At 60.4% G+C, this 14,761-nt stretch carries 12 protein-coding genes; 9 read left to right on the top strand and 3 right to left on the bottom strand.

Annotated elements, in window-relative coordinates:
• Positions 1–32: 32 nt before the first annotated feature.
• Both ABQJ48_RS22335 and ABQJ48_RS22330 read right to left on the bottom strand, forming a co-directional pair.
• The gene (locus ABQJ48_RS22335) at positions 33–1,421 is read right to left on the bottom strand and encodes an amidase family protein (protein ID WP_367840178.1); all 1,389 of its coding nucleotides are present in this window, start codon (positions 1,419–1,421) and stop codon (positions 33–35) included.
• Positions 1,418–2,500, bottom strand: a complete 1,083-nt coding sequence (locus ABQJ48_RS22330; protein WP_367840177.1) for a tartrate dehydrogenase — start codon at positions 2,498–2,500, stop codon at positions 1,418–1,420. The genes ABQJ48_RS22335 and ABQJ48_RS22330 overlap by 4 nt, the downstream gene beginning before the upstream one ends.
• 118 nt (positions 2,501–2,618) lie before the next feature.
• Here ABQJ48_RS22330 and ABQJ48_RS22325 point away from each other — a divergent pair, with 118 nt between their 5' ends.
• From ABQJ48_RS22325 to ABQJ48_RS22310, 4 genes are all read left to right on the top strand, one after another.
• On the top strand, positions 2,619–3,518 hold the full coding sequence (locus tag ABQJ48_RS22325; protein ID WP_367840176.1) for a LysR family transcriptional regulator: 900 nt from the start codon (positions 2,619–2,621) through the stop codon (positions 3,516–3,518).
• Between the two features lie 175 nt (positions 3,519–3,693).
• Complete coding sequence (locus ABQJ48_RS22320; protein WP_367840175.1) at positions 3,694–4,917, top strand: aspartate racemase/maleate isomerase family protein; 1,224 nt, start codon at positions 3,694–3,696, stop codon at positions 4,915–4,917.
• Between the two features lie 102 nt (positions 4,918–5,019).
• The gene (locus ABQJ48_RS22315; protein ID WP_367840174.1) at positions 5,020–6,315 is read left to right on the top strand and encodes an MFS transporter; all 1,296 of its coding nucleotides are present in this window, start codon (positions 5,020–5,022) and stop codon (positions 6,313–6,315) included.
• A 584-nt stretch (positions 6,316–6,899) separates the two neighbouring features.
• Positions 6,900–8,447 (top strand): methyl-accepting chemotaxis protein, encoded by a 1,548-nt coding sequence (locus tag ABQJ48_RS22310; RefSeq protein WP_367840173.1) that lies wholly within the window; start codon positions 6,900–6,902, stop codon positions 8,445–8,447.
• A 601-nt stretch (positions 8,448–9,048) separates the two neighbouring features.
• On the opposite strand, the gene ABQJ48_RS22305 is transcribed toward ABQJ48_RS22310, so the two are convergent.
• Positions 9,049–9,966 carry a LysR family transcriptional regulator gene (locus ABQJ48_RS22305; RefSeq protein ID WP_367840172.1) on the bottom strand — a complete coding sequence of 306 codons (918 nt, stop codon included), beginning with the start codon at positions 9,964–9,966 and terminating at the stop codon, positions 9,049–9,051.
• Between the two features lie 270 nt (positions 9,967–10,236).
• On the opposite strand from ABQJ48_RS22305, the gene ABQJ48_RS22300 reads away from it, so the two are divergent.
• Genes ABQJ48_RS22300 through ABQJ48_RS22280 form a run of 5 tightly spaced genes read left to right on the top strand, consistent with a single transcriptional unit; the run spans position 10,237 to position 14,603 of the window.
• Entirely contained in the window at positions 10,237–11,016 is a 780-nt protein-coding gene (locus ABQJ48_RS22300; RefSeq protein WP_367840171.1) for a 5-oxoprolinase subunit PxpA, read from the top strand.
• 36 nt (positions 11,017–11,052) lie between these two features.
• Complete coding sequence (locus ABQJ48_RS22295; protein WP_367840170.1) at positions 11,053–11,295, top strand: acetyl-CoA carboxylase; 243 nt, start codon at positions 11,053–11,055, stop codon at positions 11,293–11,295.
• Between the two features lie 5 nt (positions 11,296–11,300).
• Entirely contained in the window at positions 11,301–12,743 is a 1,443-nt protein-coding gene (locus tag ABQJ48_RS22290) for an acetyl-CoA carboxylase biotin carboxylase subunit (RefSeq protein ID WP_367840251.1), read from the top strand.
• Positions 12,740–13,618: a 5-oxoprolinase subunit B family protein gene (locus tag ABQJ48_RS22285; protein ID WP_367840169.1), complete on the top strand. Its 879-nt coding sequence runs from the start codon at positions 12,740–12,742 to the stop codon at positions 13,616–13,618. Before ABQJ48_RS22290 ends, ABQJ48_RS22285 begins: the two co-directional genes overlap by 4 nt.
• Entirely contained in the window at positions 13,608–14,603 is a 996-nt protein-coding gene (locus tag ABQJ48_RS22280; protein WP_367840168.1) for a 5-oxoprolinase subunit C family protein, read from the top strand. Before ABQJ48_RS22285 ends, ABQJ48_RS22280 begins: the two co-directional genes overlap by 11 nt.
• Positions 14,604–14,761: the final 158 nt, after the last annotated feature.

The raw sequence follows: 14,761 nt of genomic DNA, 5'->3' as shown, positions 1-14,761 counted from the left end.
CCACAGGAGCACAAGTCCCATTGCGAGCGCCTTCAGGAAAAATCGCCTGCGATAATCGGCGCGAGCGCGACACCGGCGCACAGCAGCCGGGCTTCGTGCGCGGCCGGCGCGCTGAGCAACATGCTGGTCGGCATCTGCGCGGCGCCCAAGCCGTTCGGCAACGCAAGCCCGCAGGTGTTGAGCATATTGCCAAGCAACGTGTTGCAGATCGTCTTCAGGTTCACACGGGCGAACACGTCGGGATCGGCCGCAAGCGGCGCAATCGGCGGCGCAACGTGCGGCACCGTCGGCATCACCAGCAGCGCGTCGCCGAGCGTAGCCCATAGCGAACGCTGCAAGGCGACGCGGCCCCGCTGCAATGCATCGAAGTCCTCTGCCCGCATCGTCTTGCCGCCCATCATCCGCTTATAGACGGTCACATCGATTTGCGCATGGCGCGGGCTCTCGAGCAGTTCGCGATGCCATTGATAACCCTCGGCCGCGGCAATATTGCCGTGACGCGCGATCAACTCGCGCACCTGGGTGAGCTCAGGGACCGACTGCCAGCGCACCCGCACACCGGCGGCCGCCGCTCGCTCGAGCGAAGCGATGAAGTTGCGCCGCACTTCCGGCTCGACCTCGTCGAGTATCGCGTTTTCCGGGGCGACCAACGTCAGCGATGCCAAAGGCGTCGAGTCAGGGGCGAGCGATGCGGTCTTAAGGCCGCGCAATGCAAGATCGAGCAGATAGCAATCGGCGACGTCGTGCGCAAACACGCCGATCGTGTCGAGCGTGCGCGACAGCGGAAACACGCCGTCAGTGTCGATCCACTGCTCGGAGGTCTTGAAGCCGACCACGCCATTGAATGCCGCGGGCGTGCGCACGGAGCCGCCCGTATCGGTGCCGATCGCCACCGGCACGAGTCCCGCGGCGACGGCCACGGCGGAGCCGGAGGACGAACCTCCGGGCACGCGCGGCACGTCGCTTGCGCGCGGATTCAACGGTGTGCCGAAATGCGGATTGAGCCCGAGCGCAGAGTAGGCGAATTCAGACAGATTGGTTTTGCCGAGCGTCACCATACCCGCAGCGGCGAGATTGCGCACGATCGGCGCATCACGCGGCGCTGGTGGCGCGTGCCGATAGATGGCCGACCCCGCGGTGGTGGCGAGACCTTCAATATCGATCAGGTCTTTCCATGCGACGGGCACGCCATCGAGCGGGCCAAGAGGCTGACCGGCTCGATAGCGAGCCGCGCTTTGTGTCGCCTCACGGCGCGCCCGTTCGAAGCAGGTGGACGTAAAGACTCCCGCGTTGGCCCCCGTCTCTATACGCTCGACGAAGTAATCGGTCAGCTCGCGCGCATCGACTTTGCGATCATGCAGCAGGCGACCGAGCTCCGCCGCCGTGAGCGCTGCAAACGGGGAAGACAATGTAGTCGTCATTGTTTCAATGCGGCGGCGATCGCGTTGCCCACGTCGGTGGTATTGGCTGTGCCGCCGAGATCCGGCGTGCGCGGTCCCTCGACGAGTACCGTTTCAATTGCATGGATGATCGCATCGTGCGCCTCGCGATAGACACCGCTTCCGTTGCCGAGGAAATCGAGCATCATCGCACCCGACCAGATCATTGCGATCGGATTGGCGATATTTTTGCCATAGATGTCGGGCGCCGAGCCGTGAACCGGCTCGAACAGCGAGGGGAAACGGCGATCCGGGTTCAGGTTCGCCGACGGCGCGATGCCGATAGTGCCGGCACAGGCGGGGCCAAGATCCGACAGGATATCGCCGAAAAGATTCGAAGCGACGACGACATCGAAGCGCTCCGGGCTCAGCACGAACCGCGCGGACAAGATATCGATGTGATATTTGTCCCAGCGCACATCGGGATAGCGCTTGGCCATCGCCTCGACCCGTTCGTCCCAATACGGCATCGTGATCGAGATGCCATTGGACTTCGTTGCCGAGGTCAGATGCTTTTTCGGCCGGCTCTGTGCCAGATCGAAAGCGAAATCGAGAATCCGGTCGACGCCCTGGCGCGTGAAGACCGTTTCCTGAACCACGAACTCGCGGTCGGTCCCTTCGAACATGCGGCCGCCGAGCGACGAATATTCCCCTTCGGTGTTTTCGCGCACCACATAGAAGTCGATGTCGCCCGGCTTGCGCCCGGCCAGAGGACATGGCACGCCGGGCATCAGACGCACCGGACGCAAGTTCACGAATTGCGAAAAATCGCGCCGGAAGCGCAGCAGCGAACCCCACAGCGAGATATGGTCGGGCACGGTCGCGGGCCAGCCGACCGCCCCAAAAAAGATCGCCTCAAACGGCATCAACTGGTCGAACCAGTCGGATGGCATCATTTCGCCGTGCTGCGCGTAGTAATCGCAGTTGGCCCAGTCCATCGTGGTGAATTCGAGGTTGATGTTGAATCGGCGTGCCGCCGCTTCCACCACGCGCATGCCTTCTGGCGTCACTTCCTTGCCGATGCCGTCACCAGCGATAACCGCAATCTTGTGTGTTTTCATTGACTGTTCTCGTCTTGCATTGGGCTTACCGGAACCAACCAAGCCCGACTGAGGTGAATCATAGCGCGCACGCTTAGCGATATAGTGATTGCTTACGTGATTCAATCGATTACAGAAAGTGAACAATCTCCCTTCGATGGAAGACCTGCGGCTGTTCTGCATGGTCGTGCATAAACAGAGTTTCGCCGCCTCCGCACTCGAGATGGGCGTGTCCAAAGCCTTGATCAGCAAACGCATCGCTGTGCTCGAGAACATGCTCCAAGCGCGACTGCTGCATCGCACCACGCGGAAGGTATCGGTTACCGAGAGCGGTCATATCGTCTATCAGTGGGCACAGCGCATCCTGGAAGATGCCGAACAGATGGCCGAGGCGATTTCGTCCTCGAAGATTGCGCCTCGCGGGTTGCTGCGCGTCTGTACCAGTTCAGGATTCGGCCGCAATCATGTGTCGCGCGCGGTGTCGGCGATGGCCCAGCGTTACCCGGAACTCGAATTTCAGTTGGAGCTGCTTGACCGGCCCGTCGATCTAGTGCGTGAGGGGTTCGATCTAGACATCCGGATCGGTGTCGTGCGTGAGCAGACTCTTATTACGAAGCTGATCGCCCGCAACGCACGTGTGCTATGCGCATCGTCGACCTATCTGGAGCGCTGGGGGACGCCGTCATGCCTCGCCGACCTGGCACATCATAAATGCATCGTCATCCGCGAGCGCGATCAGGAGTTCGGCCGCTGGAAGGTGGAGGGGTCCGACGGTGAAGAAACGGTTCGCATCAGCGGGCCGCTTTCCGCAAATAACGGTGAGATCGCACATCGCTGGGCAATCGACGGCCACGGCATCATCCTGCGCTCGATGTGGGACGTCGGGCCCAGTCTGAAACGCGGCGAGCTCAAACGCGTGCTGCCCGAGTATCAGCAGGACGCCAATGTATGGGCTGTCTATCCATCCCGGCTGTCGACATCGGCGAAGGTCCGCGTATGCGTGCAATTCCTTGAGGAATGGCTGGCCGCAAACGTTTGAACCCGTCCCGACCGGTCACGGGTACACGCCATTGCATACCAGTCCAAAAATCCGGGTGCCAATCCTCACCGTTCACATTTTGTGTCTTATGTTTTCACGAACCGACGGATTGGCTAACGACTTGTGGACACTACAATGCGCCCATCCTGGCAATTAACCTGTTGAAGGAACGCTGATGGGAAACCCAACGAAACCGTTGAAGAGTCTTCAAGACGTGAAAAAAGTCGGCTTTATCACGCCGTCGTCGAACACGGCACTGGAGCCGATGACGATGGCAATGAGCCACCAGATCAGCTCGCGGATCTCGACCCATTTCAGTCGGGTTCCGGTAAAGACACTGACGCTCGACAGCAAGGACGTCAACCAGTTTCAGACGCAGAAAATGGTCGATTCGGCGGCGCTCCTGAGCGATGGTCGTATGGACGCCATTTTGTGGAACGGCACCTCTGGCAGTTGGACTGGCAAGGGGTTCGAAGCCGACATCAGCTTGTGCGAGGAAATCAGTGGAGTCACGGGAGTGCCGGCGTCGACCTCTTCGCTGGCTCAACTCGACGTGCTGAAGCACTACGGCATCAAGCGCTTCGCGCTGGCGGTGCCGTACGTCGAGGAACCGACTCGCAAGATCATCGAGACTTATGGTAACCAGGGATTCACCGTGGTCAACGCTGCCAGGCTCGATCAAACCGAAAACGTTGTTATCGGCAATACGCCGTTTGAGCGAATCAAGCAGTTGCTGCGCGATGCGGATGCGCCCGACGCCGAATGCCTTGTCGTCGCTTGTACCAATTTGCCGGCGACCGCCGTGGTCGACGAGATGGAGGCGGAACTCGGCAAGCCGATTTTCGACAGTATCGCAGTGACGTTGTGGAAAGCGTTGAAGATGACGTCAATCGACGTACCGCTGCATGGCTTTGGCAAGTTGCTCAGGGCCAATCCCGTGCTTGAGGAACTCGAGCGTGTCATGGCCACCCTGCGTGAAGTAACGGGCGGCAGCCGCACCACGTTGCGCATCGACATTCCCGAGCACAACTGCAATGTCGACCGGGTCTGCGCGGAATCGGTCGCGCCGGGCATCCCCGAACTGAAACTGAATACCTCGCTGAATCAGCGCAGCCTCGCGACCGTGCAGTGGCTCATCGCGACCCGGAAGCCGTTGGTCCAGGACGACTGTGCGAATGCGGAGGTCAAGCCGCCGAAGGCGCTGATGGAAGTCTATGGTGTCAAGGCACAGATGCTGGTCGGCCTCGAGGCAGCCGATGGCGAGGTGATCGGATGGATCTCGGTCCATTACGTGCCGGGCACGCGCCAGTGGACCGACGCCGAAGTCGCCGCGCTGCAAAACGCAGCCGGTCAGGTCCGTACCATCTTGCAGCGAACCGGCTGGGCGTCTTTCAAATAAGTAGTCCCTGCCGCACTCGGCCGTTCACGCAGCAATCGCACGCGGCCAGTCCGATCATTCCGTGACTACAAACTATATTCGATTGAGGGGGAGTGGGAGACCATGAGCATACCTGTCGAGAATGTCGCCGTTCAGGTCAAGACGGCGGTAAGGTGGAAAATCTTTTTCGTATTGCTTGGGCTGGTAGCGATCAACTATATCGATCGTGCGTCGCTATCGGTCGCGATGCCGTTGATCTCGAAGGATTTCAACATAAAGCCGGCGCTGCAGGGCCTGATTTTCAGCTCGTTCTTCTGGACCTATGCATTGATGCAGGTGCCGGGTGGCATGCTGGCCGACCGTTTCAAGCCGCGCATCGTGATCACGGCCGCTGCAGTCTTCTGGGGCGGGTTTCAGGCAATCGCGGGCGTGGCCACCAACGCCACCACGCTGCTGCTGACCCGGTTCGGACTGGGTGCGGCTGAGGCTCCGATCTATCCGTCCGGCGGCAAGCTGAACGGGATCTGGCTGACGCAGAACGAACGCGGACGCGGCGCAACGTTGCTGGACGGCGGCGCCCCGTTGGGCGCGGCGATCGGCGCGATATTGATCACCTCGTTGATTACCCTGCTGGGATCCTGGCGCCTGGCCTTCATCGTGGCCGGCGTCGGCACGGTGCTCGCCGGGCTCTACGCGTGGCATTTCATTCGTAACAGCCCGCGCGAGCATCGCGGCGTCAATGAAGCGGAGGCCACCTATATTGAGGAGGCTCGGGCGGTCGAAAACGCGGGCGAGCCGACCCAGATAAGCGGCAAGAGGCTCGACCTGTTCAAGTACCGTACCGTATGGCTCATGTTCTTCGGCTACATGTTCTCGAACGTCGTCTTCTACGGCTTGTTGACGTGGATGCCGAATTACCTGAGCAAGGTACATGGCTTCAATATCCAGCAGATGGGAGGCGCGAGCTTCATCATTTTCCTGTCGGGATTCGTCGGCGAACTGGTCGGCGGCTTTCTGTGCGATAAATGGAAAACCGCAGGCGGCTCGCCGAACAAGGTAATGCGCACCATGCTCGCGTTCGCCTCGATCGTAGTCACCGTCGCGGTGTTCTCGGTTGCCTACGCGAGCGGGCCCGCGCTGACGGTCGTACTGTTGTCGGTCACATTATTTTTTCAGCGCTGGACCGGGCTCTACTGGAGCATCCCGTCGCTCGTGGGAACGCGCGACAGGGTGGGCCTGCTCGGGGGCCTGATGAACCTCGGCGGCAACATCGGCGGGGTACTCGTACCGCTCGCGGTCGGCTTGATCGTGCAGTTGACCGGCTCGTACTTCCTTGCACTGATGGTCTTTACCGGTGCCGGTATCGGTCTGCTGCTCTGCTCGACTTGCATCAACTACCAGAAGAAGATTCCAGTCTGAGGCGCCTGCACTCAGAAGAATGGCGGAACGTTGCCGGACCTGTAATGCGGGTCCGGCCCGCCTGATGCGACGCAAAGCAATCGTCGTCGGATACGGTACTAGTAGGAATGCTCCTTCGGGAGTGACAACCAGGAGCAACCTCTAGCGGGCGTCTGTGCGGCCGCGGACCGGGACGGCGCATGGCTGCTCAGGGTCGACTACGGGCGCGCGAAATTGGACCATGTCCGGCCATTTTGAGCCATTGACGGGCATTCTGGATGGGCATCCAAATGTCGGTCGCAGACAGCGGACTATCCACCACCGATGACACTCGTCCCAGCGCTGAGAAACGTACTGTCAGCGTATGCCAGGCATGACAGCGCCCCATCTGCCTTCATGTCGACAACGAGCCGTCCTTTGCCTGGTGCTTCGTCGAGCGCCTTATCACGCTGACCCATATCATTGGACTTTTCGATGGTAGCGGTACGTCGGCCTTCGAAATACAAGGGTTTTGCCGCAAGAGCTAGAGCTTTCATTCATGTATGCCGTAATTAAACGGCAGACCGCTCAAGCTGCACGCTTGCGAACCCAATCAGGAGATGTAGGTGATCAAGTTGTCTTTTTCGCAAAAACTATGGCTACCGCTGGTTTTGTGTCTTCTGTGCTTCGCCGGACTCTCGATGATCGACGCCTATCGCACTCGAGACGTTCGTCTAGAAGAAAGAAAAGCCGATCTGGTGCATGCCACAGAACTCGCCATTGCAGTCGTCAAAACGTTCGCCGATCAGGCTGCTGCCGGAACGATCACGGTCGACGAGGCGAAGAAGAAGGCCATGGACGCCGTGCGCAACATGCGCTACGCGGGCTCTGACGGCTACTTCACGATCATCGACTCGGAGCACGTTCTGATGCATCCGATCCATCCGGAGATCCAGGGCCGGGACGTGAGAGGGTTCAAGGACCCGAATGGCGTACTCACCTTTCAGGTCGCCATCGATATAGTGAACCGAGAGGGCAGAGGCTTTACTCGTATTGGGTTCTCGAAGCCCGGCGTCAGCGGCGTCTTCCCGAAGATCACGTATGAGGACACCTATCGTCCGTGGGGCTGGATTATTCTGACCGGTGTCTACCTCGACGATATTAACGCTGCTTTCCATACAACCTTGTACAAGAGCGTCGGTTTGCTTGTCGCGGTCGGCGCTTTGCTAAGCCTTGTAGTAATCTTGCTCAATCGCGGCATTCTGCGCTCGCTCGGCGGCGAGCCCGGTTACGCGGCCGAGATCGCGACGCGTGTTGCGAATAACGACTTCACCGTTGTCGTCAAGACCGCGCCGAGCGACCGCAGCAGCCTGCTCTACTCGATGAAGCGGATGCAGGATCAACTGACGGAGACAATTCGCACGATCACGAGGTCGGCCGGGTCGATCGCATCGGCAACGGGCCAAATCGCCGCCGGCAACCAGGACCTCTCTCAGCGCACGGAGGAGCAGGCGGCGGCGCTGCAGGAAACAGCTGCGACTATGGAAGAGCTCACCTCGACAGTCAATCAGAACGCCGACAACACGCGTCAGGCAAGTCAGGTCGCCGCGCAGGCGGTACAGGTCGCGCAGCGCGGCAGCGGCGTCATCTCGCAGGTCATCGATACGATGGACGGCATCCAGGCGAGCTCGGACAAAATTGCCGATATCGTCGGCATGATCGAAAGCGTCGCGTTCCAGACCAACATCCTCGCGCTCAACGCGGCCGTCGAAGCCGCCCGCGCGGGCGAGCAGGGCCGGGGGTTCGCTGTCGTTGCGAGTGAAGTACGCTCGCTCGCGCAACGCTCGTCGTCGGCCTCGAAAGAGATCAAGGGGCTCATTCAGGACTCCGTGGAACGCGTGCGAGCCGGCGTCGAGTTCGTCAACGCGGCCGGCGTGACGATGGACGAGATCACACAATCAGTGCAGCGTGTCACCGACATCATGGGCGAGATCGCCGCGGCGTCAATCGAGCAAAGCAATGGTATTAGCCAGGTCAGTAAGGCTGTCACGCAGATGGACTCGGTGACACAGCAGAACGCGGCGCTCGTCGAGCAGGCCGCCGCGGCCGCGAGTTCGCTCGAAACGCAAGCCGGCGATTTGCGCTCGTCGGTGGCGGCCTTCCGGCTGTCGTAGGCGGTATGCAGGCCATCGGGCGGCCTGGCACGGAGTCCATCTGCTTTCGTTGGCGCGACACACCGAGTCTTCTTTCTTTGAGAGTTCGACGCACTCTGACCAAACGGCTCTTGCGGTTCCCTGAAGTCGCGTTTGTACCGCTTCGTCGTTATCTGCAATCTTCGCAGTGGACTACCCTTCTTCTGGCTCGTTCATCAAAGATCGGTCGCGTTGCTGTGAGCGTGAGCACGTAAGTCGATGGGAATTCGGGGCGTTTCGAGCAACTTGCGTGATGTAGCGGAGGGGATCTCCCTTAGGGATCTTGCACAAACGACGCCCTCGGGAGAGTCTCTCGTCTGCCAGGACTTGAGACCTCCGCGGTGTGCCACGTGAGTACCCGCAATCCCAATTTCTATCACCTGCTGCTTCACATCGTTCAAGACCTCGCCGAACAGACGCGCGCGCAGCGTTGCCGCTGCGGCGGAGCGCGCGCGAAGTAACTGACGCTCGGACCACCTTGTGCAGGTGACCGCTATGATGGAACTGAACGAGACGATCACGGCTACTACGGGCTGTCTGTGGGCAAAAACGCTTGTGCGGTCGTACGCGCCACTTCCGTGGTTCAACTGCTACCGGTGAACGCACGAGGTTCCGTGAACGTATGCCGGAAGTACTCGCGCACCGCATGCATGGCCGGACTTAGCTCGGCGCTTCTGCGCCATGCGAGACCCACGCTCATCGGCGGCACCGGATCGCGTAGCTGCACGGTCTCGATGCGCCTGCCCTCCAGCGACCAAGGGCGATATACCATGTCCGACAGAATCGCCACGCCGCTTCCATTCGCCACCATGCTGCGCACAGCTTCAACGGACGATGTGCGTAGCTTCACGTTCGGTCGGTACGGCGTCTCGTTCCAGTAACGCGAAGCCGTAAAAGCCGCTTCGTCGACGGTCAACATGATGAATGGTTCGGCTGCGACATCGGCGAGCGTAACGTTCTCTCGCTTTAACAATGGGTGCTGCGCACATAGCCACAGGCGCCGCACCGAATGAATGACCGGCTCGAGTACCAACTCCGGATTCGCAACATTCGATGTGAGCAGCACAGCCATGTCGTATCGGTCTGCGATCAATCCCTCTTCGATCGACTCGCGATTCAATTCGTGCAACTGGATGGTGAGTTGCGGATAGAGCGTGTTCAGGCGCTGCAAATGATGCGGCAGAAAATAGCCAAGCACGGTATAGCTTGCAGCGAGCGTCAGCGTGTCCGTCAGCGTGCTTTCGAGATTCGGAATGCGCATGGCCTCATCGACCGACGACAGGATCGTGTACGCCTGGTTGAGAAAACGTCGCCCGGTATTGGTCAAGGTCATGCCGGAAGCGGTGCGCATGAACAGTTGTGTGCCAAGACTGTCCTCAAGCTCCTTGATAGCATTCGTCACTGCCGACTGCGAAATCGTTAGTTGAATCGCCGCCTGCGAAATCTGACCGAGTTCGGCCGTAGCCACGAAGTACTTCAGTTGCCGGAGGGTCAGCGCCATAGGAGTCCACTTGAAAAAATGATATTGCACCGCGCAATATCTTACTCCCGCAAGTTTTCAGAATGGACTCCGGCTCCACTGCCCTTGACGGGTAAGCGATAAACCCGATTTACACGCCTCCTTGCGCCGCCGACGCCATCGAAAAAACAGATAACGTGCCATATAAAAATAGAACTATTTTGGCGACCAGCGAGCGGATAACGTTCAAGTTAACCGGTCTGGCGCGCGTCCTTCAAGCTAACCAGGCTGTAGACCCAGGAGAGAGTTAGCATGAAAAAGCACAGCGTCGACTTGAATTCCGACATGGGGGAAGGTTTCGGCTCATGGAAGATCGGTGATGGCGTCGATGAGGACATCATGCCCCTCATCAGCTCGGCCAATATCGCGACCGGGTTTCACGCAGGCGACCCCAATATCATGGCGCGTACGGTGCAACTCGCGAAACAGGCAGGTGTCGGTGTCGGCGCGCATCCGGGATTTCGCGATCTGGTGGGCTTTGGACGCCGCAACATCGCCGAGACGCCGCAGGCGCTCGTCAACGACATCATCTATCAGCTTGGCGCACTGCGCGAATTCGCACGTCTTTACAACGTCAGCGTGCAGCATGTGAAGCCGCACGGTGCGCTTTACATGCTCGCCGCGCGCGACGAGGACCTGTCGCGCCTCCTGATCGGGACGCTTCAGACGCTGGATCCGACGTTATTGCTGTATTGCATGGAAGCGTCGGCGACGTACCGGATCGCGCGCGAACTAGGCCAGCCTGTGATCCGCGAGTTTTATGCCGACCGTGACTACGATCGCAGCGGCTCGATCGTCTTCACCCGGCGCGTCGGACGGCTCGATCCAGCTCAGGTGGCGGCGAAGGTGTTGCGAGCCTGCGTGGAGGGACGGGTGGCCACTGTCGACGGCGTCGACATCGATATCAATTTCGACTCGGTCTGTATTCATAGCGACACGCCGGGCGCCCTCAACCTCGTCGAGGCCACTCGCGCCGCGTTGACCCATCACGATATCCGTGTGGCAGCCCCCTTGTCTGCCGCCGCCCGCTAATTGCAGTCACCCCAAAGAGACTTGAGGAGCATACCCATGGCACTACACGATATTGTCAGCCCCCTGCCAGGCACCTTCTATCGGCGCGCGTCGCCGGAGGCCGTGCCCTACGTCGAAACAGGCGTATCTGTCGAAAGCGGCGCCGTGGTTGGACTCGTCGAGGTGATGAAGCAGTTCAACGATGTCGAGACAGACGTGACGGGCCGCGTCGTCGAAATTCTTGTCGACGACGGCGAGCCGGTCGATGCAGGACAAGTCTTGATGCGGATCGAAGGGTGAACAAGATGAACACGTCGAACACGGGCAGCTCCACGGGCATGTTCTATCGGCCGAATCGAATCCGTACGGTGCTGGTTGCCAATCGCGGCGAGATCGCCGTGCGGGTGATCCGCGCAGCACACGAATTGGGTATGCGGGCGGTCGCGGTGGTCAGTGATGCTGATCGAGACAGCCTTGCCGCGCGCATGGCCGATGAGGCGATTCACATCGGCTCAGCGCATGCGGCGAAAAGCTACCTGAACCCCGCGGTGATTCTCGCTGCCGCACGGCAGTGCGCGGCAGATGCCATCCACCCGGGATACGGCTTCCTCTCCGAAAACGCGGCATTCGCGGCACAGGTCGAAGACGCCGGGATGCTCTTTGTTGGCCCGTCGTCGAGCGTCATTGCAACCATGGGCGACAAGGCGAAGGCACGTGAAACCGCGCAGCGCGCAGATGTGCCGACCGTGCCTGGCAGCGATGGGGTGGTCAATTCGCTTGATGAAGCGCGCGAAGTTGCCGGCCGCATCGGCTATCCGGTAATGATCAAGGCGGCGGCGGGAGGCGGCGGACGCGGCATCCGAGTCGCGCACGATGCCGTGCAGCTCGACGCCGAGCTGCCGCTTGCACAAAGGGAGGCGCAGGCCGCATTCGGCAATGGTGGCGTCTACCTCGAGCGTTTCATTGCGCGCGCCCGGCATATCGAAGTGCAGGTACTCGGCGACGGCAACGATGTTGTCCATCTGTTCGAACGCGAGTGTTCGCTGCAGCGGCGCCGTCAGAAGATTCTGGAAGAGGCGCCGTCACCCTCGCTCACGCCAGCACTGCGCAATGCGCTGTGCGCGTCCGCGACGCGGCTCGCAAAACAAGTGGGCTATCGCAGTGCGGGGACATTGGAATACCTGTTCGATGAAACACGCGATGAGTTCTACTTCATTGAAATGAATACACGCATCCAGGTCGAGCATCCGGTGACTGAGGCAATCACCGGAATCGATCTGGTGCGCGAGACGTTGCGTATCGCGGACGGCGAACCGTTGCGCTTCAGCCAGAGCGAGATCGTGATGCGCGGCGCCGCGCTCGAATGCCGGATCAACGCGGAAGATCCCGAGCAGGATTTCCGTCCGAACCCCGGCCGCATCGACGAACTGGTGTGGCCAGCGGGCCCGGGCGTGCGCATCGACTCGATGCTTTACCAGGGTTACACCGTCTCGCCGTTCTACGACTCGCTACTCGCCAAGCTGATTGTCTTTGACGAAAGCCGGCCTGCAGCGCTGGCACGGCTCAAACGGGCGTTGAGCGAACTGCGCATCGGAGGCATCAAGACCACCGCAACGCTGCACCGCGCGCTGCTCGAAGACGACGATGTTCGCGCCGGCCGCTATCACACCAACTATCTGGAAGGATGGATGACAGACTGGCGCGCCAAACGGGCCGCAGCCACGGCCGGGAACGAGGAGGCGGCATGACGATCCGATACACATTCGGCGGCGACGAGTTCATCTTCGTAGAGATCAGCGAAGGCATGTCGCTCGAAGCGTTCTTCAAGGGTACGGCGATCACGCGCGAACTGCAGCGTCGCGCGGTAAACGGCGTTACCGAAATCTGCCCGGCTAACGCGTCTTATCAGGTTCGCTACGATCCAGACGTGATCGACGCGGATACGCTCCTCGCGCTGCTGAGACAGATCGAGGTCGAGGTCGCCGGTGCGACGGAACTTGACATCACGACACGCATCGTCGAAGTGCCCGTGCTTTACAACGATCCATGGACGCACGAGACACTAATGCGCTTTCGCGAGCGTCATCAGGACCCGGCTTCGACGGACCTGGAATACGCGGCACGGATCAATGGAAATAAAGATGTCGAAGATTTCATCGCGGCGCATTCCGACTCCCCGTGGTTTGTCTCCATGGTCGGCTTCGTGGCCGGCTTGCCGTTCATGTTCCAGATGGTCGAACGCGCCCGTCAGTTGCAGGTGCCAAAATATCTGCGGCCTCGCACCGATACGCCCAGATTGACGGTCGGCCATGGTGGTTGCTTCGGCTGCATATACTCGGTGCGGGGCGCGGGGGGCTATCAGATGTTCGGCGTGACGCCCGCACCGATCTTCGATCCGGCGCAACGTCTCGATTACCTGCGCGACTTCATGGTGTTCTTCCGCCCCGGAGATATCGTCAAGTTCAAGCCGATCGATCGCGACACTTACGACCGAGCCGTGGCCGCTGTGGATGCAGGGACCTTTTCTTTGCGGGTGCGCGAGGTGAATTTCTCGCTCGGATCATTTATGCGTGACCCCGAAGCCTACAACCGCTCGTTGATCGAGGTGCTTAATGCCGACTAACCCTCTCCACGCCATCGAGGTCGTCAAGCCCGGACTGGCTACATCGGTACAGGATACCGGCCGGCAAGGGTATTACCACGTCGGCATTCCGCCTTCCGGCGCGATGGATCAGTACGCATTGCGCGCGGCCAATCTGCTGGTTGGCAACTCCGAGAGTGCGGCCGCGCTCGAATGTACATTGCTCGGCCCACAGCTTCTGTTTCATGTGGAGACGCTGATTGCCGTGACGGGCGCTGACATGCAGCCGAAAATCGACGGCGTGGCACAGGCCTGCAATGTCGCCTTGCGAATCAAGGGCGGCAGCACGCTGACGTTCGACTATGTGAAAGGCGGTGCGCGGGCTTGTCTCGCGGTGGCAGGCGGCATTGACGTACCGATGGTGCTCGGAAGCTGCTCCACTTACACGCTCGGGGCTTTCGGCGGCTACGAGGGGCGGCGCTTGCAGAAGGGCGACCGGCTCGGAATCGGTCGTGCCCGGGGGCCCGCTCGCGAAGGGACTGAATTGCCCGAGCGGTTCCGCACGCCGCTGGCTCGCGAAGTCGAATTGCGCGTGCTGCCGGGCCTCTACCATCACCGTCTGACGGACGAGTCAGCCATCACGTTTTTCGAAGACACATGGATCGTCGCCCCTGAAGCAGACCGTATCGGTTATCGCTATAAGCAGGGTCGGCCACTTAAGTTTCGCGAGCGCGAGCAGCCGTTCGGCGCAGGCTCCGATCCCTCAAACATCGTCGACGCCTGCTATCCGATTGGCTCGATACAGGTCCCGGCCGGGCTCGAACCGATCATTCTGCACCGTGACGCAGTGTCCGGCGGCGGCTACGCCACTATCGGCACGGTCATCAGCGCCGATATGGATCTGATCGGGCAAATGCAACCCAACCATCAGGCGCACTTCCTGCCCGTCACCATGACGCAGGCGCTCGCTGCCCGTCGCGATGCCCAACTGCGGCTCGCCCGGTTGCGCGAGGTGTTGCTGCGTTAGCGCGCAAGCAGCGCATTCACGGGCCGACTGGCTCACGCGCCTGCTCCGTGAACCCATAAGTGAATTTTCGCGGATCCCCTCAGGCGGCGCAATGCGCCGCCTGAGGACGCATGTGTTCGTCATTTTTCAACGCACCGGTTGTTTTTCTTTCACACGTC

The organism is Paraburkholderia suaedae (genome assembly GCF_040812055.1).
Taxonomy (GTDB): Bacteria; Pseudomonadota; Gammaproteobacteria; order Burkholderiales; family Burkholderiaceae; genus Paraburkholderia.
This window is presented reverse-complemented; position numbering and strand designations above follow the sequence as displayed.

Excerpts from the sequence above, each read along its gene's own strand:
- ABQJ48_RS22290 (WP_367840251.1), top strand. The coding sequence starts at position 11,301 with ATGAACACGTCGAACACGGGCAGCTCCACGGGCATGTTCTATCGGCCG.
- ABQJ48_RS22285 (WP_367840169.1), top strand. The coding sequence starts at position 12,740 with ATGACGATCCGATACACATTCGGCGGCGACGAGTTCATCTTCGTAGAG.
- ABQJ48_RS22315 (WP_367840174.1), top strand. The coding sequence starts at position 5,020 with ATGAGCATACCTGTCGAGAATGTCGCCGTTCAGGTCAAGACGGCGGTA.
- ABQJ48_RS22300 (WP_367840171.1), top strand. The coding sequence starts at position 10,237 with ATGAAAAAGCACAGCGTCGACTTGAATTCCGACATGGGGGAAGGTTTC.
- ABQJ48_RS22295 (WP_367840170.1), top strand. The coding sequence starts at position 11,053 with ATGGCACTACACGATATTGTCAGCCCCCTGCCAGGCACCTTCTATCGG.
- ABQJ48_RS22335 (WP_367840178.1), bottom strand. The coding sequence starts at position 1,421 with ATGACGACTACATTGTCTTCCCCGTTTGCAGCGCTCACGGCGGCGGAG.
- ABQJ48_RS22320 (WP_367840175.1), top strand. The coding sequence starts at position 3,694 with ATGGGAAACCCAACGAAACCGTTGAAGAGTCTTCAAGACGTGAAAAAA.
- ABQJ48_RS22305 (WP_367840172.1), bottom strand. The coding sequence starts at position 9,966 with ATGGCGCTGACCCTCCGGCAACTGAAGTACTTCGTGGCTACGGCCGAA.
- ABQJ48_RS22330 (WP_367840177.1), bottom strand. The coding sequence starts at position 2,500 with ATGAAAACACACAAGATTGCGGTTATCGCTGGTGACGGCATCGGCAAG.
- ABQJ48_RS22280 (WP_367840168.1), top strand. The coding sequence starts at position 13,608 with ATGCCGACTAACCCTCTCCACGCCATCGAGGTCGTCAAGCCCGGACTG.